General features: G+C 71.4%; 22 protein-coding genes and 1 pseudogene. 15 read left to right on the forward strand and 8 right to left on the reverse strand.

Annotated features, from left to right (window positions below):
- The first annotated feature begins 86 nt into the window (after window positions 1–86).
- The 4 genes from IG08_RS0112580 (at window position 87) to IG08_RS0112595 (ending at window position 2956) form a co-directional block, all read left to right on the forward strand.
- Window positions 87–290: a cold-shock protein gene (locus IG08_RS0112580; RefSeq protein WP_030600152.1), complete on the forward strand. Its 204-nt coding sequence runs from the start codon at window positions 87–89 to the stop codon at window positions 288–290.
- A 193-nt stretch (window positions 291–483) separates the two neighbouring features.
- Window positions 484–1956 (forward strand): DEAD/DEAH box helicase, encoded by a 1473-nt coding sequence (locus IG08_RS0112585; RefSeq protein WP_030600153.1) that lies wholly within the window; start codon window positions 484–486, stop codon window positions 1954–1956.
- A gap of 209 nt (window positions 1957–2165) precedes the next feature.
- A complete protein-coding gene (locus IG08_RS0112590; RefSeq protein ID WP_030600155.1) occupies window positions 2166–2483 on the forward strand; it encodes an SCO5918 family protein in 318 nt (105 codons plus the stop codon).
- A 128-nt stretch (window positions 2484–2611) separates the two neighbouring features.
- Entirely contained in the window at window positions 2612–2956 is a 345-nt protein-coding gene (locus tag IG08_RS0112595; protein WP_030600157.1) for a MerR family transcriptional regulator, read from the forward strand.
- Window positions 2957–2981: 25 nt separating this feature from the next.
- Here IG08_RS0112595 and IG08_RS0112600 read toward each other — a convergent pair whose 3' ends face one another.
- On the reverse strand, window positions 2982–3656 hold the full coding sequence (locus IG08_RS0112600) for a phosphoribosylanthranilate isomerase (RefSeq protein WP_052424655.1): 675 nt from the start codon (window positions 3654–3656) through the stop codon (window positions 2982–2984).
- Window positions 3657–3788: 132 nt separating this feature from the next.
- Here IG08_RS0112600 and IG08_RS0112605 point away from each other — a divergent pair, with 132 nt between their 5' ends.
- The 5 genes from IG08_RS0112605 to IG08_RS0112625 all read left to right on the forward strand — a co-directional run bounded on the left by IG08_RS0112605 (window position 3789) and on the right by IG08_RS0112625 (window position 6740).
- On the forward strand, window positions 3789–4157 hold the full coding sequence (locus IG08_RS0112605) for an STAS domain-containing protein (protein WP_030600161.1): 369 nt from the start codon (window positions 3789–3791) through the stop codon (window positions 4155–4157).
- Entirely contained in the window at window positions 4154–4942 is a 789-nt protein-coding gene (locus IG08_RS0112610; RefSeq protein WP_030600163.1) for an ANTAR domain-containing protein, read from the forward strand. The genes IG08_RS0112605 and IG08_RS0112610 overlap by 4 nt, the downstream gene beginning before the upstream one ends.
- Window positions 4939–5718, forward strand: a complete 780-nt coding sequence (locus tag IG08_RS0112615; RefSeq protein ID WP_043454072.1) for a GAF and ANTAR domain-containing protein — start codon at window positions 4939–4941, stop codon at window positions 5716–5718. The genes IG08_RS0112610 and IG08_RS0112615 overlap by 4 nt, the downstream gene beginning before the upstream one ends.
- A gap of 98 nt (window positions 5719–5816) precedes the next feature.
- Window positions 5817–6068, forward strand: coding sequence for an ACT domain-containing protein (locus IG08_RS0112620; protein ID WP_030600167.1), 252 nt, complete (start codon window positions 5817–5819; stop codon window positions 6066–6068).
- A gap of 156 nt (window positions 6069–6224) precedes the next feature.
- A complete protein-coding gene (locus tag IG08_RS0112625) occupies window positions 6225–6740 on the forward strand; it encodes a DUF5994 family protein (RefSeq protein WP_052424643.1) in 516 nt (171 codons plus the stop codon).
- Between the two features lies 1 nt (window position 6741).
- Here IG08_RS0112625 and IG08_RS0112630 read toward each other — a convergent pair whose 3' ends face one another.
- From IG08_RS0112630 to IG08_RS0112650, 5 genes are all read right to left on the reverse strand, one after another.
- Window positions 6742–7140, reverse strand: a complete 399-nt coding sequence (locus IG08_RS0112630; RefSeq protein ID WP_030600171.1) for a DUF5994 family protein — start codon at window positions 7138–7140, stop codon at window positions 6742–6744.
- A gap of 23 nt (window positions 7141–7163) precedes the next feature.
- Window positions 7164–8165 (reverse strand): acyl-CoA desaturase, encoded by a 1002-nt coding sequence (locus tag IG08_RS0112635; RefSeq protein WP_030600173.1) that lies wholly within the window; start codon window positions 8163–8165, stop codon window positions 7164–7166.
- A gap of 106 nt (window positions 8166–8271) precedes the next feature.
- Complete coding sequence (locus IG08_RS0112640; RefSeq protein WP_052424644.1) at window positions 8272–9336, reverse strand: fatty acid desaturase family protein; 1065 nt, start codon at window positions 9334–9336, stop codon at window positions 8272–8274.
- 20 nt (window positions 9337–9356) lie between these two features.
- Window positions 9357–10484, reverse strand: coding sequence for a ferredoxin reductase (locus tag IG08_RS0112645; RefSeq protein WP_078655570.1), 1128 nt, complete (start codon window positions 10482–10484; stop codon window positions 9357–9359).
- A 337-nt stretch (window positions 10485–10821) separates the two neighbouring features.
- Window positions 10822–11448, reverse strand: a complete 627-nt coding sequence (locus IG08_RS0112650) for a hypothetical protein (RefSeq protein ID WP_199820855.1) — start codon at window positions 11446–11448, stop codon at window positions 10822–10824.
- A 686-nt stretch (window positions 11449–12134) separates the two neighbouring features.
- Between IG08_RS0112650 and IG08_RS0112655 the strand changes: the two genes are divergently transcribed.
- Together IG08_RS0112655 and IG08_RS0112660 are read left to right on the forward strand one after the other, a co-directional pair.
- Window positions 12135–12614, forward strand: a complete 480-nt coding sequence (locus IG08_RS0112655; protein ID WP_052424645.1) for a DUF5994 family protein — start codon at window positions 12135–12137, stop codon at window positions 12612–12614.
- Between the two features lie 229 nt (window positions 12615–12843).
- On the forward strand, window positions 12844–14400 hold the full coding sequence (locus IG08_RS0112660; protein ID WP_030600183.1) for a right-handed parallel beta-helix repeat-containing protein: 1557 nt from the start codon (window positions 12844–12846) through the stop codon (window positions 14398–14400).
- A gap of 227 nt (window positions 14401–14627) precedes the next feature.
- Here the strand turns inward: IG08_RS0112660 and IG08_RS0112665 are convergent.
- Window positions 14628–14960 (reverse strand): annotated as a pseudogene (locus IG08_RS0112665) (response regulator); the annotation flags it as partial.
- Between the two features lie 186 nt (window positions 14961–15146).
- Between IG08_RS0112665 and IG08_RS0112670 the strand changes: the two are divergent.
- The 3 genes from IG08_RS0112670 to IG08_RS55790 all read left to right on the forward strand — a co-directional run bounded on the left by IG08_RS0112670 (window position 15147) and on the right by IG08_RS55790 (window position 18393).
- On the forward strand, window positions 15147–17099 hold the full coding sequence (locus tag IG08_RS0112670; protein WP_030600187.1) for a serine/threonine-protein kinase: 1953 nt from the start codon (window positions 15147–15149) through the stop codon (window positions 17097–17099).
- 1 nt (window position 17100) lies between these two features.
- Window positions 17101–17901 carry an FHA domain-containing protein gene (locus tag IG08_RS0112675; protein ID WP_052424646.1) on the forward strand — a complete coding sequence of 267 codons (801 nt, stop codon included), beginning with the start codon at window positions 17101–17103 and terminating at the stop codon, window positions 17899–17901.
- Window positions 17902–17985: 84 nt separating this feature from the next.
- Window positions 17986–18393, forward strand: a complete 408-nt coding sequence (locus IG08_RS55790) for a hypothetical protein (RefSeq protein ID WP_052424647.1) — start codon at window positions 17986–17988, stop codon at window positions 18391–18393.
- 55 nt (window positions 18394–18448) lie between these two features.
- On the opposite strand, the gene IG08_RS0112685 is transcribed toward IG08_RS55790, so the two are convergent.
- Window positions 18449–18898 carry a DUF5707 domain-containing protein gene (locus IG08_RS0112685; RefSeq protein ID WP_030600193.1) on the reverse strand — a complete coding sequence of 150 codons (450 nt, stop codon included), beginning with the start codon at window positions 18896–18898 and terminating at the stop codon, window positions 18449–18451.
- Window positions 18899–19182: 284 nt separating this feature from the next.
- On the opposite strand from IG08_RS0112685, the gene IG08_RS0112690 reads away from it, so the two are divergent.
- Window positions 19183–19500 (forward strand): hypothetical protein, encoded by a 318-nt coding sequence (locus IG08_RS0112690; RefSeq protein ID WP_030600197.1) that lies wholly within the window; start codon window positions 19183–19185, stop codon window positions 19498–19500.
- The last annotated feature ends 7 nt before the right edge of the window (window positions 19501–19507 follow it).

The raw sequence follows: 19507 nt of genomic DNA on the forward strand, positions 1-19507 counted from the left end.
GAAGGTTTTTCCGACGGGCAGATCATCACGGCGACCGGAGTCCGCACAAGGCGTGCTCCGAACACCGTTCCTGAAGGAGAAACAAAATGGCTACTGGCACCGTGAAGTGGTTCAACGCGGAAAAGGGCTTCGGCTTCATCGAGCAGGACGGCGGCGGCCCGGACGTCTTCGCCCACTACTCGAACATCGCCACCCAGGGCTTCCGTGAGCTGCAGGAGGGCCAGAAGGTGTCCTTCGACATCGCTCAGGGCCAGAAGGGCCCGACGGCCGAGAACATCGTTCCCGCCTGATCGCTGGCTCACTGGCTCTGCCACTGACGCTTACTTCGCAGCTGGGGCCCGCACCTTGGGGTGCGGGCCCCAGCTCGCTGTGTTTTCCGGGGATATTTTTTCCCGTTGTCTTCGGTTCGTTCTCGCGATTCTCTGCGCCGTTCGTTTTGCTGCGGAAATCCCTTGATACGTGCCGCATCAAGGAAGGTTCCACTTGAACCGCGCCCGCAATACCCGTACCTCTCGCACCAGCTACGCCGCCCGCCCCACCCGTAAGGGTTCCGGTAGGCGGCCGGCCGCTCTCCAGGGCGAGTTCGCCCTGCCGAAGACCATCACGCCCGGGCTGCCCGCCGTGGAGGCGTTCGCCGATCTCGCCCTGCCGGCGCGGCTGTTGGCCGCTCTCGGCGCCGAGGGTGTGACCGTGCCGTTCCCGATCCAGGGGGCGACCCTGCCGAACTCCCTCGCCGGTCGTGACGTCCTCGGCCGTGGCCGTACGGGCTCGGGCAAGACGCTCGCCTTCGGGCTCGCCCTGCTGGCTCGCACGGCAGGCCTGCGCGCCGAGCCGCGGCGGCCGCTGGCGCTCGTCCTCGTGCCCACCCGGGAACTGGCCCAGCAGGTCACCGACGCGCTCACCCCGTACGCCCGCTCCGTGGGCCTGCGCCTGGCCACCGTGGTCGGCGGGATGTCGATCGGCCGCCAGGCCGGTGCGCTGCGGGGCGGCTCCGAGGTCGTCGTCGCGACGCCCGGGCGGCTCAAGGACCTCATCGACCGCGGCGACTGCCGGCTGGACGACGTTGCCATCACCGTCCTCGACGAGGCCGACCAGATGGCCGACATGGGCTTCATGCCGCAGGTCACGGCCCTGCTCGACCAGGTGAAGACCGGCGGCCAGCGGATGCTGTTCTCGGCGACCCTGGACCGCAACGTCGACCGCCTGGTGCGCACCTACCTGCACGACCCCGTGGTCCACTCGGTCGACCCCTCCGCCGCCACGGTCACCACGATGGAGCACCACGTCCTCCACGTGCACGACACCGACAAGCAGCGGACGGCCACCGAGATCGCGGCGCGGGACGGCCGGGTGATCATGTTCCTGGACACCAAGCACGCGGTGGACCGGCTGACCAAGCACCTCCTCAGCAACGGCGTCCGCGCCGCCGCCCTGCACGGCGGCAAGTCCCAGCCGCAGCGCACGCGGACCCTGGCCCAGTTCAAGGACGGTCACGTCACCGCCCTGATCGCCACCAACGTGGCGGCGCGCGGCATCCACGTCGACAACCTCGACCTCGTCGTCAACGTCGATCCGCCGAGCGACCCCAAGGACTACCTGCACCGCGGCGGCCGTACCGCCCGGGCCGGCGAGTCCGGCAGCGTCGTCACCCTCGTGACTCCCGGTCAGCGCCGGGAGATGACCCGGCTGACGGCGTCCGCCGGCATCACTCCGCAGGTCACCCAAGTGCGTTCGGGCGAGGAGGAGTTGAGCCGCATCACGGGTGCCCGGACTCCTTCCGGTGTCCCGGTCGTCATCACCGTGCCGGTGACGGAGCGTCCCCGCCGCGGCGCGTCCTCGTCGTCGTCCTCCTCGTCCCGCGGCCGCCGCGGCCGTAGCGGACAGGGACGGCCCACCGGGGAGGCCGCGCGGCGTAGTACCGCGCGACGGAGGTCCGCCTTCGACTCTGCCGCCTGAGTTTTCCGCAGGAGGCACTTTGACAACAATCCGGACGCAGCGGCACCAGGGGGATCCCGCCCGCGCGAGGATGGTCGAGGACACGGACGGGTCCGGACCGCAGGTCTGTGACGTCGGCCGTCGAGCCCAGACCGCCGCTCTCCGCACCAGCTCCACGTCACCGGACCGGATCCGCCTGAGGCCCGTCCCCCTACCCTCTGTGAGGCATCATGCGCTGTGTCATCGCCCGCTACCCGTTCGATCTGACGAAGAACGGGGTGCTTGACTCGATGAAGGGCGTCACGCCCGAGCTGATCACGGGTGAGTCCGTGACCATCGGCCGCCGCCGCTACCCGGTCAAGCAGGTGGGCGAGGTCGTCACACGCCAGGACCGTCGTGACTTCACCAGCGGCGAGGTCGTCCGGGCCATGACCCGTCTCGGCTTCACCTGCCACGAGCACCCCGAGGTCGCGCCCGTGGTGAGCGCGCTCACCCCGCTCCAGACCGCCTCGGACCTGCTCGGCCGGAGCGAACCTCTGAACGAGTGAGGACGGGCACAAGCCGTACCGCACAGCCCTGAGGGCCCTGCTGACGTCTGTCGGCGGGGCCCTCGCCGCGTCTCACGCCTCGCGCGATGGTGTTGAATTTCTCTCGACGCGTTGCTCAACGAGGTGACATGACAGCAGACAATCCGCTCAGCCATCGTCTGGACGACGACGACTACCCCGCGTACACGATGGGCCGGGCCGCCGAGATGCTCGGCACCACCCCCGCTTTCCTCCGGGCCCTCGGCGAGGCCCGGCTGATCACTCCGCTCCGCTCGGAGGGCGGGCACCGCCGCTACTCCCGCTACCAGCTGCGGATCGCCGCGCGCGCCCGCGAGCTCGTCGACCAGGGCACCCCGATCGAGGCCGCCTGCCGCATCGTGATCCTCGAGGACCAGCTGGAGGAGGCGCAGCGCCTCAACGCCGAGTACCGCCGCGCCGCGCAGGAGAAGCCGGACTCCTCGGACGCCGACTGAGCCCGGGCGCCGGCGCGGGCGGGGGTCACCACCGACCGAGCGGCAGATCGCGCGCGGCCTTGACGAACGCGCTGATCAGGGCGGGGTCCTTGACGCCCCGGCTGCGCTCCACGCCGCTGGACACGTCGACGCCCCAGGGGCGCGCGGCGTCGACGGCGTCCCGCACGTTGTCCGGGGTGAGGCCGCCGGCGAGCAGCCACTTCTCCCCGGATCCGACCGGTGGCCTGCTGGTCCAGTCCCAGGCGACGCCGGAGCCCGGCACGGGGGCGTCGATCAGGAGCATGTCCTCGCCCAGCTCCCCGCAGCGCGGCACCGAGTCGCCGAACGCCGCGGCGCGGATCAGCGTCCAGTCGCCGGCCGCCGCGAGCTCGTCGTAGTAGCCGCGGTCCTCCGGCCCGTGCAGCTGTACGGCACGGATTCCGGAGTCGGCGGCCAGTGACCGCACGTCGTCCAGGGGTTCGGCGCGGAAGACGCCGACTGTCAGGACGTTGTCCGGGACGCGGCGGCACAGCCGGGCGGCCGTGCCGGCGTCGATGCGGCGCGGGCTCTCGGAGAAGACGAACCCGACGGCGTCGGCGCCGGCCTCGACGGCCGTGTCGACGTCCCGCTCGGTCTTCAGACCGCAGATCTTGACGAACAGGGAGTTGCTCACGTCGCCCAAGGTACTTCCCGTGTCCGGATGCCCTTGTTGCGGGCACATGCCCGCGTCCACGGCAGTACGCTCGTCGTACGGCCGCCCGTGCCCCCGGCCCTCTCCGTGTCGTACCGCTCCGCGCAACAGAGGCCCTGCGCAAGGCGAAAGCCAACTCACCGACATAGGAGATGGGCACGTATGGGCCCGTATCCCGAGTTGTTCGACGAATGCCGTGTGCTCCGGGTCGGCGGCGAACTGGACGTGACGACCGCGGCGGCCTTCGCGCGTGACCTGGAGAACGCCCGGCACGGCACCGGCAAGGTGTTCCTGATCGTCGACCTGCGTGGCGCGACGTTCATGGACGGCAGTGTCCTGGACCCGTTGTGCGCGGCGTGGCACGACTGCCATGAGCGGGGCGGGTGGGTGCGCGTCGTCCACACCCGCCCGGGAACGGGTCTCGTGTTCCGGGCCGCCGGTCTGCTGGAGGGTTTCCCGCGGTACGCGACCACGCGGGACGCCTGGTACGACGTGCCCGCGGACCGAGCGGTGGCAGACTGGGCCACGTGATCAGCGACGGCATGGCCGAGGTCCTGCGGTCGCTGCGCCTGGGCGGCGCGGGTGACCCGGCGCAGGCCTGTGCGGGGGCGCTGGGTGCCGAGGGGCTCGCGCTGTCCCTGCTGGTCGGCGCCGACCGGACGGCCGAGCTGCTGTGGTGCTACCCCGAGCTGAGCGCACGGTTCGACGAACTGCAGTTCACGCTGGGCGAGGGCCCGGGCCCGGACGCGGTCCGCAGCGGTTCGCCCGTCGTGGAGCCGGATCTGGGCCGGGTGCGTGCCGGGCGGTGGCCCGCGCTGCTGCCGGCCGCGCGGGAGCTGGGCGTGACGGGGGTGTGCTGCTTCCCGATCGGTATCGGGGCCATCCGGCTCGCCGTACTGACCGTGCTGTGCGACGGGGACCGGCGGTTGAGCGCGCAGCAGTACACGGACGTCACCGCCCTGACGTCCGCTCTGACCGGCGCGTTTCTGAACGGGGACCCGCGCGGCGACGGGCGTGTTCGCGGGTTCGGCATGTTCCTGGAGCCGCCGTCGGGGCTGCGCAGGGCGGCCGTGCACCAGGCCACGGGAATGGTCAGCGTCCAGCTCAGCGTGTCCATGGAGGAGGCCCTGTTGCGTCTGCGTGCCCATGCCTACGGCACTGAGCGCCCCCTCGGAGAGGTCGCGGCCGATGTGGTCGCCCGCAGACTCCGTTTCAACGACGACTTCAACGACGACTTCAACGACGACTTCAACTTCGACCACGATCTCGACGACGATGGAAGCGGGCCGAAGTCGCCCGACGGTGGAAAGGGATGATCGGCATGGCCCGCGAACGACGTCTGGCCGAGATCTTCGTGGAGGTCGCTGACTCCCTCGTCGAGGATTTCGATGTCATCGACCTGCTGCACCGGCTGTCCGCGCGCTGCCTCGAGCTGCTCGACGTGTCGGCGGCCGGGATCCTGCTCGCCGACGCGCAGGGTGAACTGCAGATCATCGCCGCCTCGGACGAGCACGCCCGCCTGCTGGAACTCTTCGCGCTCCAGCACGACCAGGGCCCGTGCGTCGAGTGCTACCGCTCCGGCGCCGCCCGGGCGAACATAGACCTGACCGGGGCGGAGGCGACCGACGGCTGGCCGCGCTTCGCGGCGCGGGCCCGCGAGACGGGGTACGTGATGACACACGCTATTCCGCTGCGCCTGCGCAACCGCGTCGTCGGTGCGCTCAACCTCTTCCAGACCACCCCGCGGCGCCTCGGTGACGGGGACATCGCGCTAGCCCAGGCACTGGCCGACGTGGCCACCATCGCGATCCTGCAGCAGCGCACGCTGGAGCAGTCGCACGTCGAGAACAGCCAGCTGGAGAACGCGCTGACCAGCCGCATCCTGGTCGAGCAGGTCAAGGGCGTCCTGGCGGAGCGCTGGAACACCTCCGTCGACGAGGCCTTCGCCGTGTTCCGGTCCTACGCCCGCGCCCGTCACCTGCGCCTGTCGGAGCTCGCGGCGCGGATCATCGAGGGCGACTTCGACACCGCGGCCATCCCGGCACCGGCACCGGCACCGGCACCGGCCCCGAGCGAGGACCCACGCGGCTGACCGCGGAAGCCCCGGCCGTTTCACGGCCCTCCCCGGCCGACGGCGTAGAGTGAAGATCCGGTGTGTCTCCCACCGGGACACCGAACGCCGAGGTCGCCATGCAGCCAGCGCACACACCCTCGGACGGGCACGCCGAGGTGCGGATCGTCGCCGCCTCCCCCGAGATTGCCCGCCGGGTCGCGGAGGTTCTCCGCCACTGCTTCGCCGCCACCGAGCAACGCAGCTATCCCGCGGGCGCCGACGGGGGAACCCGCCTCCAGCTCACCGTGGACACCGACCGTGCGGCGGAACCGGCCCGGTCCTGGCTGGAGAGCAGCTCGTCCGCTCAGGACGGCCGCCGACGGAAGTGAGTCGGCGTCCGGGAACGGTCCGTCCGGCCTCTTCGGAGAGTAGCGTTGACCCATCGGGAGTATTTCGCGCATCGGCCCCGATGCCGGTGTCGTTCCCGGAGAGTGACGACACCGGGCGACTGCCTGCGCGCAGGGGTCCGGAGACAGGTTCGCGCGATGTCCGCGACCACCATCCCTCAACTCCCGCTGCGGGCCGTTCCCTTCAGGGTTCCCACCGCGCGCCTCGCGCTGAGGTCCGTGAGCCCTTCCGCGGGGGCCGTCGGGCTGGACGGCGCCTGGTGGCCCCGTTCACGTGACCTGACGAGCGAACTCACCGCCCTGGCGGACGTGCTGGATCCGCTGTGGGGACGGATCACCCGGATCGCGGTCAACCCCCGCAACTGGCCGATCCTTCCGCCCAGGTTCTACGTCAACGGCCATGTGGTGAAGGTCGGTTGGTTCGCCTCGGAGCTCGATCCGCACCAGATCACGCTGTTGTCCTACACCGCGGGCCGCTGGGACCTCCTGGTGATCCCTCCGGAGACCGACACCCCCGCGGCCGCCCGGCTGATGGCCGCCGCGAGTGAGAACACCGGCGTGCCGATGACCGCGAGCGCGCTGATGACAGCGGCCGGGGAAGACGGGGACGGCTCGTCGACCGGCCGGCATCGGCGGAGCGCTGTGGGGATGTGACTCACCCGTGACCGCCCGTCGCGGCCGCCATGAGCGGTTCCGCGGCCTCCGCCGTCGTATCGGGCGGAATGATCAACAGGTCCCAGCGCCCCCGGCCGGGCGCGAGCAGGACGATGGTGTGCGGGCCGGATGTCGACAGGGACCTGTGCAGCTGTACGACCTGGTTGGCGACCAGCATCCGGCCGGGCGTCGCGGACCACGCCGTCCCGCTGACCGTCACGTTGGTGATGTGGCCCCACGTGCGCGGCAACCCGGCCAGCAGCCCGGGGAGTTCGGTGAGGAGGTCGTAGGAACGCGGCCACCACACTCCGTCGATGGGCAGGGGCATGCCGTTGCGGGGTGCGAGCCGCAGTCGGAGGACGGGGTGGGAGGGAAGCGGGGGGTGCAGGGCGATGGCCATGAGGGCTCCTCGGGCTGTGTCGCTCAGGTGCGGCGGGCGGCTACCCGTTCCGCGGTCGGCCAGCGCACGTCGTACACCCAGCCGGCGCGTTCGAGGAGGCGGATGACGGCGGCGGAGGGATCGATCTGGCCGCGGTCGACGCCGTGGCGGGCGCTGGTGGGGTCGGCGTGGTGGAGGTTGTGCCAGCTCTCGCCGAACGAGAGCAGGGCGAGCGGCCAGAGATTGGTGGCGCGGTCGTGGCGCCGGGTGCGGAAGGGGCGCTCACCGATCATGTGGCAGAGGGAGTTCACGCTCCAGGTCACATGGTGCAGCAGCGCTATGCGGACAAGTCCCGCCCACACCAGGGCGGTCACGCCGTACAGCCAGGAGCCGCCGATGGCCCAGCCCAGCCCGAACGGAAGGGCGAGCGTGAGGACGCACAGCGCCGGGAAGGCGCGGTTGACGGCACGGATGTCGCGGTCGGCGAGGAGGTCGGGGGCGTAACGCTCGGGCGGCGTGCGGTCGTTGCGGAACAGCCAGCCGACGTGCGCGTGCAGCAGTCCGCGCAACTGGCCGCGCAGGTGCGTGCCGTAGCGGTACGGCGAGTGCGGGTCGCCGGGCCGGTCGGTGAAGGCGTGGTGGCGGCGGTGCGTGGCCACCCAGCCGATGACATCGCCCTGGAAGCTCATCGAACCGGCCACCGCGAGCGCGATGCGCACGGGGCGGACGGCCCGGTAGCCGCTGTGGGTGAGGCCGCGGTGGAAGCCGACCGTGACGCCCAGGCCGGTGACGGTGTAGAGGACGAGCGCGAGGACGATGTCCGCGGGGTGGATCAGCCGGCCCCACAGCAGCCAGCCGGCCAGGCCGATCGCCACGAACGGCAGGACGACGATCACCGCCGTGATCGCGACGTACAGCCGCTCACCGCCGTCGCGCTCGGGTGCCGCGTCGTCCGACGGGAAGGGGGACGTGCCGTCGTAGGTCTCGGGTTTCGGGAGGGTGTCCGGCGGTGCGACCGTCGCGGACGAGGTGGGACTGAGCGGCATACGTGACTCCTCGGCCTGGATGCGGATGGCGCGGCCGGGGTCACGGGCTGCCCCTGTGGGGAAGGACGGGCGGACCCGTCGTCCTCCACCGTACTCCTGCGGACGTCTACGGCAGGGCGTGCCGCAGCACCCGTCCCCACATCGACGCGTACTGCTGGTGGAGCGGTCCGGTGACGTACGGCAGTCCGTGCCGGGCGCAGAGCTCGCGGACCTGGGGGGCGACCTCGGCGTAGCGGTTGCTGGGGAGGTCGGGGAAGACGTGGTGCTCGATCTGGTGGCTGAGGTTGCCGGTGAGGACGTGGAAGAGGGGGCTGCCCTCGATGTTCGCCGAGCCCTGGATCTGGCGTAGGTACCACTGGCCTCGGGTCTCGCCGTCGATCTGCTCCTCGGAGAAGGTCTGCACGTCGCCGGGGAAGTGGCCGCAGAAGATGATGGTGTGTGCCCAGACGTTGCGCAGGGCGTTCGCGGTGAGGTTGCCGAGGAGGCAGGGCACGGCGGAGGGGCCCGCGAGGAGCGGGAAGAGGACGTAGTCCTTGGCCAGCTGGCGGACCGTCTTGCGGGCCAGGCCCGCCAGGTCGCCGAGGAAGGACCGCACACTCTTGCGCCCGGCGGCCACGGTGTCCGCCTCCAGGTCGTACGCGGCGATGCCCCACTCGAAGACGGGCGCGAGCAGCGCGTTGTACAGCGGCTGGAGGAGGTGGACCGGGTACCAGGGCTGCTCGGGGCTCATCCGCAGGATCGTGTAGCCGAGGTCGCGGTCGCGTCCGACGACGTTGGTGTACGTGTGGTGCAGGTGGTTGTGGGTGCGCTTCCAGGCGTCGGCGGGGGAGAGGAAGTCCCACTCCCAGGTCGTCGAGTGGATCGCCGGGTCGCCCATCCAGTCCCACTGGCCGTGCAGGATGTTGTGGCCCAGCTCCATGTTCTCCAGGATTTTGGCGGTGGTCAGCATCGCGGTGCCCGCGAGCCAGGCGGGCGGCAGGACGGACACGGCGAGGGCGAGCCGGCCGCCGGTCTCCAGCCCACGCTGGACGGTGATCACCGTGCGGATGTAGCGGGCGTCGTCCGCCCCGCGCGCCGCGACGACCTCGGACCGGATGCGGTCGAGTTCGCGGCCCAGTTCCTCGGTCAGGTCGACTTGCTTGTCGGGTACGGCAGTTACTGCTGTGGCCATGGGGGCCTCCCTGGGAGGTCCTAGAGGTCGAGGACGAGCGGACCTGTGGCTCCGTTGACGCAGGTCTGGATCAACTCGCCCGGTTCTCCGTGCACTTCACCGGTCCGCAGGTCGCGGACCTGCCCGTCCAGGAGCGGGACGAGACAGCCGTGGCAGATGCCCATGCGGCAGCCGTACGGCATCACCACGCCCGCCGTCTCGCCGCTCCCCAGCAGCGTGGCCGACGCGGGTACGTCGGTCTCGGTGCCGGTACGCGCGAAGCGCACGCGGCCGCCGGTGTCCTCCGCGCCCGCCGGCCTGACGGGCGTCAGCCGGAAGCGCTCCATACGGAGGCGGTGTCGCAGACCGGCCGCGGTCCAGTACCCCTCGACCGCGGTGAGCAGTCCTGCCGGACCGCACACCCAGGCGTCGCGTTGCCGCCAGTCGGGACAGAGCCCGGCGATCCGGTCGGGGGTGAGCCTGCCGTCCGTGCGTGTGTACGTCAGTTGGAGCCGCAGCCCTGGCAACCGGGCGGCGAGATCAGCGAGTTCGGCGTGGAAGAGGCACTGGTGCGGATCGGGGGCGCTGTGCAGGAGTACGACGTCCGGGGCTGGTGGGCTTCGGCGGGCGAGGGTGCGCAGGATGCCCATGACCGGGGTGATGCCGCTGCCCGCCGTCACGAACAGCAGCCGGGTGGGCGGGGGTTCGGGGAGCGTGAACTCCCCTTGGGGCGGGCCGAGCCGGAGGACCGTGCCGGGTGCGGTCCGGTGCACGAGGTGCGGGGAGACCCGACCGCGTGGGTCTGCCTTCACCGTGATGGTGATCGGGGCGCCGGCGGCATCGGGCGGTGAGGTGATCGAGTACGTACGCCAGTGCCGTACGCCGTCGATCTCGACGCCCACCGGCAGATACTGCCCGGCCCGGTGCCGCGCCCAGCCGCGCCCCGGCCGGATCTCCAGCGTGGCCGCGGCGGGCCCCTCCGCCCGCACGGCGGTGACCCGGCCGGCGGGATGCCGGGCGGAGAGGAGCGGGTCGAGCAGGCCGAGGTAGTCGTCGGGGGTCGACGGGCTGGTCAGCGGGGCGGTCAGCCGGGAGGCGGCTGCGAGGAGCCGTTCTCCCGTCCACCCGGTGATCCTCACTCCGGTCCGGCCGGCCCATGACATGGGCATCCGCGCGTCCCTTCCCTGCGTGCCTCGGGATCATCGGTCACATGCGTCCCCGGCGCCCCCGCACCCCCCGGCCGGGCCGTCGCGCAGCCAGCGAAGCACACCCGGCGGTTGGCCGCGGGGGCGGACGGAGGCTTTGCGCCATGGGGCGTGCGGTCGTGCGGGGTGCCGGTGTGGGCGCGCTTTCGGGTCGGGTCGGTGCGCGGTCGGCGATGCACGCGCGGTGGTTGGCGGTGGGGGGAGGGTTTGTGCCGTGGGGTGTGGTCGTGTGGGAACGCCGGTGTGAGCGCGTTTCCCGGCTGGGCCGCCGTGTGTCGTGTGCCGTGCGGTCGTGTTGGTGTCAGCGCAGGATCAGGACCCGGCAGGGGGCGGCCAGGAGTGCTCCCCGGGCGTCCACCGGTGCGTACCGCCATCCCCAGGACCACAGCGCGTCGAGGGTCTCGACGTCGTGGCGTTCCACCAGCATCACGCCCAGCGTCGCGGCGTGGTCGGCGAGCAGCCGCCTCTGCAGGCGCCGGGCGAGGTTCCAGTCGCGGTCCTGGTCGTGGGTGCGCACCCGGCGTTCGACGACGATCTCGGAGATCGCGAAGAGCTCTCCGGCCGCGGCGGCGCGGAGCAGGCTGCTCGGGAGACAGTCGTCGAGGCCGTGCCACCAGGGACCCTCGCCGCGCACGGGGAAGCCGTAGGCGCATCCCGACAGGACGGTGGTCCCGGGCGGCACGACGGCCTCCGCGGCCAGCAGGGCGAACCCCGGACGCCGCATGTCGCCCGCGAGTCGCCGCAGGAACTCGGAACGGTCCTGGTCCCACGCCGCCGGCTCATGGCCGGTGGTGCGTATGTACAGATCGCCGAGTTCCCCCCACCGGTCCTCGAGCTGCCGCCGGTTCAGCGGACGGAGGCATTCCCCTGCCATCGGCGACGGGCTCTGGCGACGCCTGGGTGCGTCGTCCGGCACGTACACGACCATGAGGCGAGTCCTGCCCCGGGCGCGGACGGGGCCGGCCCGGTGTCGTGGATCGCCGGGAACGGCACCGGCGTGGCAGCCGGCGCACGAAGAGCTCCCGGTGTCTTCAGCGTACGCCCGGTCGCACAGGCGCCGGGTAGGTCGTACGTTCCGACGGCCGCCGTCGGTTGCCCTGTACTGACGGCGGCCGTCCGAGGCTCCCTCGCGCCGCCGTTCCCCCCGGGCGGGCGCGCGATCGAGAGCCGGGTGCCCCTCGTCGGACCGGCGACGGCATGCAGGAGGCCACCGGGCCGGTCTCGCGACGAGGGGAGGTGAAGGGGAGTGCACTGGGGTGCACAAGGGCCGGCCGGGGCGGGCGGGGCTACGGCCAACTGCCCGGCTGTGGCTGAGAATCGGTGCTTGCCCGGGGTCACGGGGCGTGGGCAGCCCATGGGCTGCCACAGCGTGTGCGGTCCTGCGGAATCCTGGGCATGTCCGAACACCGCAAGAGTAGGTGCGGTTTGCCCAAGTGAAAACCCCGCCGACCGTGCGCGTACCGGAGCGGCCCCCGTGGACCGGTCCGGAACCGGCGGTGCGGAGTAGCGTGGAGCCACCGGGAGTTCCTCGTATGCCGGCTCTTCGCCGGTGTCGTTTCCGGCGTACCACGGCACCGGTCCGTCGTACGGCGGCCCGGGGACAGGGACCGCGACATGGACGCGCCCACCGGTGAACGCGCCTGGCCCGAGCGGGATCACCCCGATGCGGCTGTGCTGCCCGCCCGGCTCGCGCTGCGCCCGCCGACCTTCCCGCCCGGCCTCGTGGCCGGCGCCTGGTGGCCGCGTTCCGACGACCTGAGGGCCGAACTGCCCGCTCTCCTCGGCGCGTTCGACGCGTCCTGGGGGCGGGTGACGCGTATCGCCGCGCATCGCGACACCTGGTCGCAGGAGCTGAGTGCCCTGCCCGTCCACGGTCACACGGTGCGGGCCGCGTGGCGCGAGTCCGGACTGGACCCGCACGCCATCCGGATCTTCGCCTACGGCATCGGGCGCCGGGACCTGCTGGTCGTCCCGCCCGGAACCGGGACGGCCGCGGCCGCACGGCTGATGTCGGCCGCGGCCGACCCCGCGCTCCGTCTCACCGCCGGCGCGCTCATCACGGCCGAGGAACGCCGTTCCGGCGACGGGTCATAAATTCGCGTCCATGAACACGGATCACATACACAACCATTGACGCGACCATGGCAAGCGCTTACCTTCCCGGAGGAAGTGCTTTGACGCCCTGAATGTGGTGCCCCGCCCGCGCGTTCCGTTCACGCTCTCGAACACTCCATGCTGCCGCATCAGCAGCCGCACAGCCATGCGTGCGCACCGCCTTCACCGCGCCCCAGGTCACACGAACCGACCCACATGGAGACGAACGATGCACCTGAGACCAGTCATCGCGTCCGCCGCCCTCGTGGCCGGCGTCCTAGTCGCGCTGTCCGGCCCCACGGCACAGGCAGCGACGGCCCGCTACGAGGCCGAGACCTCGCCGGCGGTGTGCACCGGCGCCATCGAGTCCGAGTACGCCGGCTACTCCGGCACCGGGTTCTGCAACGGCACCAACGCCACGAGCGGGTATGCCCAGTTCACCGTGACGGCACCCGCGGCGGGCACGGCGACCCTGGCCGTCCGCTTCGCCAACGGGACCACCACGGCCCGGGCCGCGAACGTCGTGGTGAACGGTACGACGGCCACCGCGGCGTCGTTCGAGTCCACCGGCGCCTGGACCGGCTGGACGACGAAGACGCTCACCGTGCCGGTGAACGCGGGCAGCAACACCATCCGGTTCAACCCCACCAGCGCCAACGGCCTGCCCAACATCGACTGTCTCGACGTGACGACGACCGGCGACACCACGACGCCCGAGGCCGGCGCGATCTACGTCTCGCCCAGCGGCACCGACAGCGCGGCCGGCACGTCGAGCGCCCCGACCACCCTCACCTCGGCGATCAGCCGCGTCACGTCCGGCGGCACGATCTACCTGCGAGGTGGGACGTACGCCTACTCCTCGACGGTCACCATCCCCGCCGGCAGCAACGGCACGTCGAGCGCCCGCACCACCCTGGCCGCCTATCCGGGTGAGACGCCGGTGCTCAACTTCTCGGCCCAGAGCGAGAGTTCGTCGAACCGCGGGCTCCAGCTCAACGCGTCCTACTGGCACGTCGACGGCCTCGTCGTCGAGCGCGCCGGGGACAACGGCATCTACGTCGGCGGCAGCAACAACGTCATCGAGTCCACGGTGACCCGCTTCAACCGTGACTCGGGGCTGCAGCTCGGCCGGATCTCCTCCAGTACTCCCACCGCCGAGTGGCCCGCCAACAACCTGATCCTGAGCGCCGAGTCGCACGACAACGCCGACTCCGACGGCGAGGACGCCGACGGCTTCGCCGCGAAGCTCACCACCGGCACCGGCAACGTCTTCCGGTACGCCGTCTCCCACAACAACATCGACGACGGCTGGGACCTCTACACCAAGACGGACACGGGCGCGATCGGCCCGGTGACCATCGAGAACTCCCTGTCCTACGAGAACGGCACCCTCAGCGACGGCTCCCAGGCCGGCAACGGCGACCGCAACGGCTACAAGCTCGGCGGCGACGACATCGCGGTGAACCACATCGTGCGCAACAGCATCGCCTACCAGAACGGCAAGCACGGGTTCACCTGGAACAGCAACCCCGGCACGATGGCGGTGTCCGGCAACGTCAGCATCGACAACACCGAGCGCAACTTCAACTTCGACGGCGGGACCTCGGTGTTCCGCGACAACACCTCGTGCCGGAGCAGCAGTGGCACGAACGACCGGATCATCGGCGACTCCGACAGCTCGAACCAGTTCTGGTCGGGGACGAACGGGTCGCGGTGCTCGTCGTACAGCGGCGGTCTGAGCTGGTCCTTCGCCTCGGACGGCAGCCTCGACGTGAGTTTCGGCTAGACAACGCGCCAGGGCCGCACCCCCGGGGAAGGGGTGCGGCCCTGACTATGACGGGACTCGGCCCACTCCTCATCGGTGATGGGGCGAGGTCAGGTAGTGCTGCCTGAGGAGCTCCTTCCCGTAGTCGTTGCCGTTGGGGGTACGGATGACGGAGTGGACGTGCATCTGCGTGGCACCGTCACCCTGGGTCGCGCCGTAGGCGCCCGCGAGGGGGCCGGGAGACTGGCAGTCACGTAGTCGTCCGCGCCCGCCGACAGCCCGTCGATCCGGTGCTCGAGCCCGTCGCGGGCGGTGAGCATGAGCACCGGCAGTCGCGCGTTCTCGCCTCGCAGGCTGCGCAGCACCTCGACGCCGTCCACATCGGGCAGCATCCCGTCCAGGACGACGACATGCGGGGCGCACCCCCGGGCGATCCGCAGCGCACTGCGCCCGTCCTCCGCCGCGAAGGCCCGCCATCCCGCCTCGGTGACGGCCGCGGACAACAACTCGGTGAGCTCGGGCTCGTCGTCGACGATCAGCACGCGAACGGAACCTTCGCGGGCCGCAGAGATGCCATTCATACGGCCACGCTGTCAGGGCACGTTGTGAGCGGGCTGAGCGCGGGCCATGCGCCGGCCCGTCGGTGAGGCGTGTGGGTTCCGGGGGTTTCTGTGCGAAGTCCTGTGAACGAGATCACTGCCGATCGCGGGCTGAGTACACTGCGTGACCTGGCAGGACCGTGCGTGGGTGGGGCGAGGGGTGGGTCGGTGCTGGTGACGCCAGGGGCCGGGGACAAGGTCGCCGGCCGGTATCTCTTGCAGGAGACCGTCGGCAGCGGCGGGATGGGCGTCGTATGGCGGGCCTGGGACGAGCGGCTGGAGCGGGCGGTCGCGGTCAAATGCGCGCGTCTGGACGACGATCAGGCCGCGCGACGGCTCATGGGCGAGGCGCGCAACGCCGGGCGGCTGCACCACCCGAACATCGTGGCCGTCTTCGACTTCGTCGACGAGGGCACCACCTGCTGGATCATCATGGAGTACGTCCCCTCGCGCAGTCTCGCGCAGATCGTGACGGAGCGCGGCCCGCTCGCGCCCGAGGAGGCCGGGTCGATCGGCTGCCAGATCGCGGACGCGCTGGTGAAGTCCCACCGCGCGGGTGTGGTGCACGGCGATGTGACACCGGAGAACATCCTCGTCACCGACGAGGGCATCGCGAGACTGACCGACTTCGGGATCTCCAGGGCCCTGTGGAACGACGTCACGAAGAGCACGACGGGCAGTGTGCGCGGCAAACCCCGGTATCTGGCACCGGAGTTGGCCAAGGGGCAGCCCGCGGGTGAGAAGTCCGACGTGTTCTCCCTGGGCGCCTCCCTGTTCGCGGCGGTCGAGGGGCGGTCGCCGTACGGCGAGGCGGAGCACCTCATGGCGTATCTGGCCCGGGCCGTCGAGGGGCACATCGAGCCCGCGCGCCGGGCCGGCCCGCTGACCGAGCCGCTCGCCGCGTTGCTGGAGGTGGAGCCCCGGCGGCGGCCCGACGCGGCCGCGGCACGGAAGCTGCTGACGCGCGCAGCCCCGCCGCCCGCGCACCTCCAGGAGCGGTTGCACGACCGCCGCACCCTGGATCTCGGGTCCTCGACGCTCCGGCTGAACCGGCTCCTACGCCGCGCGCGGGACTCCACTCCCTTCATGCTTCAGCCGCCGCGCCCCGTACGGCGTCGTCGTCGCCCCCTGATGATCACGGCGGCGGCGCTGGCCGTGGCGGGTGCGGTCACGGCCGGTCTGGTCCTCCTCGACCCGTGGGGCTCGAAGGACGGCGGGGCGGAGGCGAGTGACGCGAAGCCCACGCCAACGGCCACCGCCAAGGCCGGCGCCATCGGTGAAGCCCGTACGGCGGACCCCTGCGGGCTGCTGGACGCGGCCTCGCTGAGCCGCCTGGGTGACACCGAACTCGACCCGGACTACGGGGAGTTGGACAGGTGTGACGTCCTGGCTGTCAACAGCAGCGGGGACGACATCGGCGACGTCCAGGTCAACCTCGACGGCGACCGGGACAAGTTCGACGGCGTCCTGTCCACCTGGCTGGCCGGCGATCTCACCGTCGTGACACTGAAGCGGGACGGGATGGCCTGCGAGCGTGCCGTCCTGACCACCGACGGGAAGCAGATCCGGATCATCGGGAAGAAGTTCGCCCCCGAGGGGCCGGACCAGTGCGCGCTCGCAGACGCCGCCACCGACCACGTGGTCGGCGTGCTGGCCGACGGCCCGGTGCCCCGGCGCACGTCGGCGCCGGCCGCGAACTCCCTGGCCCGCGTGAACGCCTGCACCCTGCTCGACGCCACCGCCCTCGAGCGCCTGCCCGGCGTCGATGTGGGGAACCAGGACCCCGGCTTCGGCTCCTGGAGCTGCGACTGGTCCAGCGACGACGGCGAGCGCGAGGTCGAGGTCCAGTTCAGCAGGGACAACTCGCTGGACGCCGAGGACGGAACGCCGGTGGACGTCGCCGGGACGCGGAGCTACTACGTGGCGGACGAGGCCGAGGACGACAGTTGCACCGTACGGACACCGCACCGGACGTACACGGACTCCGTGGGCGACCGCACCACCGAGCTGTTCCAGCTGACCGTGTACGCACCGCAGCCGTCCAAGGAACTCTGCGACAGTGCGGCGGAGTTCGCCGCCGTGGTCGCGCGGAACATCGCGAAGCGACTGCCGGGGACGTGACATGACCGGGCAGGGAACTCCCGACGGCACAGGTGCCAGGCGGTTGCCCGCCACCCACGGCAGCCTCGCCCGGGGCGCGTCCGCGCCGCTGCCGGGCACCGTCTTCGCGCTCGCGCTGACCGGCGGTATGACGCTCGGCCCCCGGGACGGACGCGAGGTCCTGTTCGGCCGCAACCGGCCCGAGGTGCACGTCTGCGTCGGCGAGGACGACCCGCAGGTCAGCCGCCACCAGGGCACGCTGACCCACCGGGACGGCAGCTGGTGGGTGAGCAACTCCGGGCGGCTGCCGATCCGGTGCGCAGCGGCCCGGTTGCTGTTCCGGGACGAGGAGCCGCTGCCGCTCGACACCGGCTACACCCCGCTGTTCCTCGGCGGTTCCCGTGGCCGCGAGCATCTGCTGGAGGTCTTCGTCACCGGCCCCGAGGGCGAGCGCCCGGTGGCGCGGCACGGGGACGTCACCCGCCCGCCCCGGGTGTGGGTGCTCACCGAGCAGGAGAAGCTCGCCCTCGTCGTGCTCGGCCGGCGGTATCTGCTGCACGAGCCGCGGCCGCAGCCGCTGACCTGGAGGCAGACGGCCGCCGAACTGGCCGAGACGCAGCCGCGGGCCGGCTGGACGGAGAAGCGCGTCGAGCACCTGGTCAACGGCGTGCGCGCACGGCTGTCGCGCGACGGGGTGCCCTGGCTGACCCGAGAGGAACTCGGCGAACCGGTCGGCAACGCGCTCAACGACCACCTCATCCGCGCACTGCTGGCGTCGACCACGCTCGTACCGCTGGACCTGGCGCTGATCGACGCGGCGTGAGGCCGGGAGGGGTCCCGGGACAGTCAAGGAAGGTGGGTGGCCAGGCGCGCAAGGGAACGCGCAGGGGGCAGAGGGGGAGAGCTCATGGTCGTTCAGGTGTCCGAGGCGCGTATGCCGGGGAGCGTCAAGGGAGCACTGGTGGGGGTGTGGCTCCAGGGTGTGGCCAACTTCTTCGCCTCGTCCTACTACTTGACCCTGGTGACCGACCGTCTCGATCACAACCAGGACGTCCCGCACCTCGGCCTGGCCCGGTTCGCCTTGTACATGAGCCTTGTCGCGTCGGTCGTGCTCCTGGTCTCCGGCGTCTTCGCGCGGAAGCGGTTCGACTGGGTGCGGATCACCGTGCTCGTCGTCGAGTGCATGGCTCTGCCGTTCGCGCTGATCAACGTCTTCGTCGTGGGAGTGCCCGCCGCGGTCATCGGGTTGGTGCTCCCCGCCCTGATCGCGAAGACGATGCTGGGAGCCCCGGCGCGCGCGTGGTTCCACCGTTGAGTCCGTACGCGTGCTTCGGCCGGGCGCCTGCGAGGCGCCCGGCCGCGGTGGTGGGTCAGCGTGCGATGTCGAAGGTCGCCGCGCGGGACACGAACTTCGTGTCGCCGTCCTCGGCCGTCGCCAGCACCGAGATGTACCAGGTGCCCTTGGCCGCCTCGGCCGCCTCCGCCTTCGTGACCTTCAGCTTGTAGGTGCAGCGGGCCGTCTCGTCCGAGGTGCTCTCGCACGTGGCGCTCTCCACGTGCCGCATGTCCGCCTCGGTCGGTTCGAGCTTCGAACTCGCGGGCCAGGCGATGACCTTGAGACCGCGAACGCCGGAGTCGTCGCTCACGTCCGCCGTGAAGGTGAGGCTGCCGGCGCCGCTGTCGGACGGGGCGACGTAGCGGGCGGAGGCGTTCTCGACGGCCAGCTCCGTCGCGGCCGAGGCGATGGCGAAGCCACCGACGGCCACGGTGCCGAGGGCGAGGGTGCCGACGATCGAGGACACGAGAATGCGCTTGGACATGGGAGTTCCCCCTGAGGTGATGTGTGGAGAGTTTCGGAGAGTGGAAGCGGTGGTCGACCGGCTTCCTCGATGTGATCGAGCCTAGGGTCGGGGGCCCGGCCAAGTCCTCGGGCTGCGGGACGATTGCGCCGTCGAACCGCAGGTAGAGAGCCTCTAACCCAGGTAGGAGAACGGACTCCCCCTCCAGCGGGAGTCGGTCCGCCCACCCACGCCCATAGCCTTGATCCGGCGGCCGAAACGGAAGCCGGAACAGGAAGCCGAACAGGGTCAACGGCCGGGAGGCGATGGTGGACATGCTGCTGGTGATGGTGGCGCTGATCGGCGGACTCGTCGGCGGGGGCGCGATGTTCGCCCTGGTACGCCGCGATGTCGGCACCCGCCGGGCAGCGCTGGTCGCCGCCGTGACGTTCGCGGCCGTCGGGATCGGGTGGCTGCTCGCGCTGTACGGAGTGGTGCTGGGCCTGGGCGCCGCCATCGTGGCGTACGCCGTGACGCGCTCCCGGATCGGCGCCGACAAGGCGCTGCTGGCCGCGGGCGGCTCGTACTTCGCGGTCGTCTCCGGCTTCGCGGTCCTGCTCTACGCCAGCCTCGAGACGATGTGACACCGCC

This window comes from Streptomyces fulvoviolaceus (assembly GCF_000718165.1).
GTDB classification, from domain to species: Bacteria; Actinomycetota; Actinomycetes; order Streptomycetales; family Streptomycetaceae; genus Streptomyces; species Streptomyces fulvoviolaceus.

Coding starts and splice junctions, on each gene's coding strand:
- IG08_RS0112580 (WP_030600152.1), top strand. CDS start 87: ATGGCTACTGGCACCGTGAAGTGGTTCAACGCGGAAAAGGGCTTCGGC.
- IG08_RS0112590 (WP_030600155.1), top strand. CDS start 2,166: ATGCGCTGTGTCATCGCCCGCTACCCGTTCGATCTGACGAAGAACGGG.
- IG08_RS0112595 (WP_030600157.1), top strand. CDS start 2,612: ATGACAGCAGACAATCCGCTCAGCCATCGTCTGGACGACGACGACTAC.
- IG08_RS0112600 (WP_052424655.1), bottom strand. CDS start 3,656: ATGTGCCCGCAACAAGGGCATCCGGACACGGGAAGTACCTTGGGCGAC.
- IG08_RS0112605 (WP_030600161.1), top strand. CDS start 3,789: ATGGGCCCGTATCCCGAGTTGTTCGACGAATGCCGTGTGCTCCGGGTC.
- IG08_RS0112615 (WP_043454072.1), top strand. CDS start 4,939: ATGATCGGCATGGCCCGCGAACGACGTCTGGCCGAGATCTTCGTGGAG.
- IG08_RS0112620 (WP_030600167.1), top strand. CDS start 5,817: ATGCAGCCAGCGCACACACCCTCGGACGGGCACGCCGAGGTGCGGATC.
- IG08_RS0112625 (WP_052424643.1), top strand. CDS start 6,225: ATGTCCGCGACCACCATCCCTCAACTCCCGCTGCGGGCCGTTCCCTTC.
- IG08_RS0112630 (WP_030600171.1), bottom strand. CDS start 7,140: ATGGCCATCGCCCTGCACCCCCCGCTTCCCTCCCACCCCGTCCTCCGA.
- IG08_RS0112635 (WP_030600173.1), bottom strand. CDS start 8,165: ATGCCGCTCAGTCCCACCTCGTCCGCGACGGTCGCACCGCCGGACACC.
- IG08_RS0112640 (WP_052424644.1), bottom strand. CDS start 9,336: ATGGCCACAGCAGTAACTGCCGTACCCGACAAGCAAGTCGACCTGACC.
- IG08_RS0112645 (WP_078655570.1), bottom strand. CDS start 10,484: ATGCCCATGTCATGGGCCGGCCGGACCGGAGTGAGGATCACCGGGTGG.
- IG08_RS0112650 (WP_199820855.1), bottom strand. CDS start 11,448: ATGGTCGTGTACGTGCCGGACGACGCACCCAGGCGTCGCCAGAGCCCG.
- IG08_RS0112655 (WP_052424645.1), top strand. CDS start 12,135: ATGGACGCGCCCACCGGTGAACGCGCCTGGCCCGAGCGGGATCACCCC.
- IG08_RS0112660 (WP_030600183.1), top strand. CDS start 12,844: ATGCACCTGAGACCAGTCATCGCGTCCGCCGCCCTCGTGGCCGGCGTC.
- IG08_RS0112675 (WP_052424646.1), top strand. CDS start 17,101: ATGACCGGGCAGGGAACTCCCGACGGCACAGGTGCCAGGCGGTTGCCC.
- IG08_RS55790 (WP_052424647.1), top strand. CDS start 17,986: ATGGTCGTTCAGGTGTCCGAGGCGCGTATGCCGGGGAGCGTCAAGGGA.
- IG08_RS0112685 (WP_030600193.1), bottom strand. CDS start 18,898: ATGTCCAAGCGCATTCTCGTGTCCTCGATCGTCGGCACCCTCGCCCTC.
- IG08_RS0112690 (WP_030600197.1), top strand. CDS start 19,183: ATGGTGGACATGCTGCTGGTGATGGTGGCGCTGATCGGCGGACTCGTC.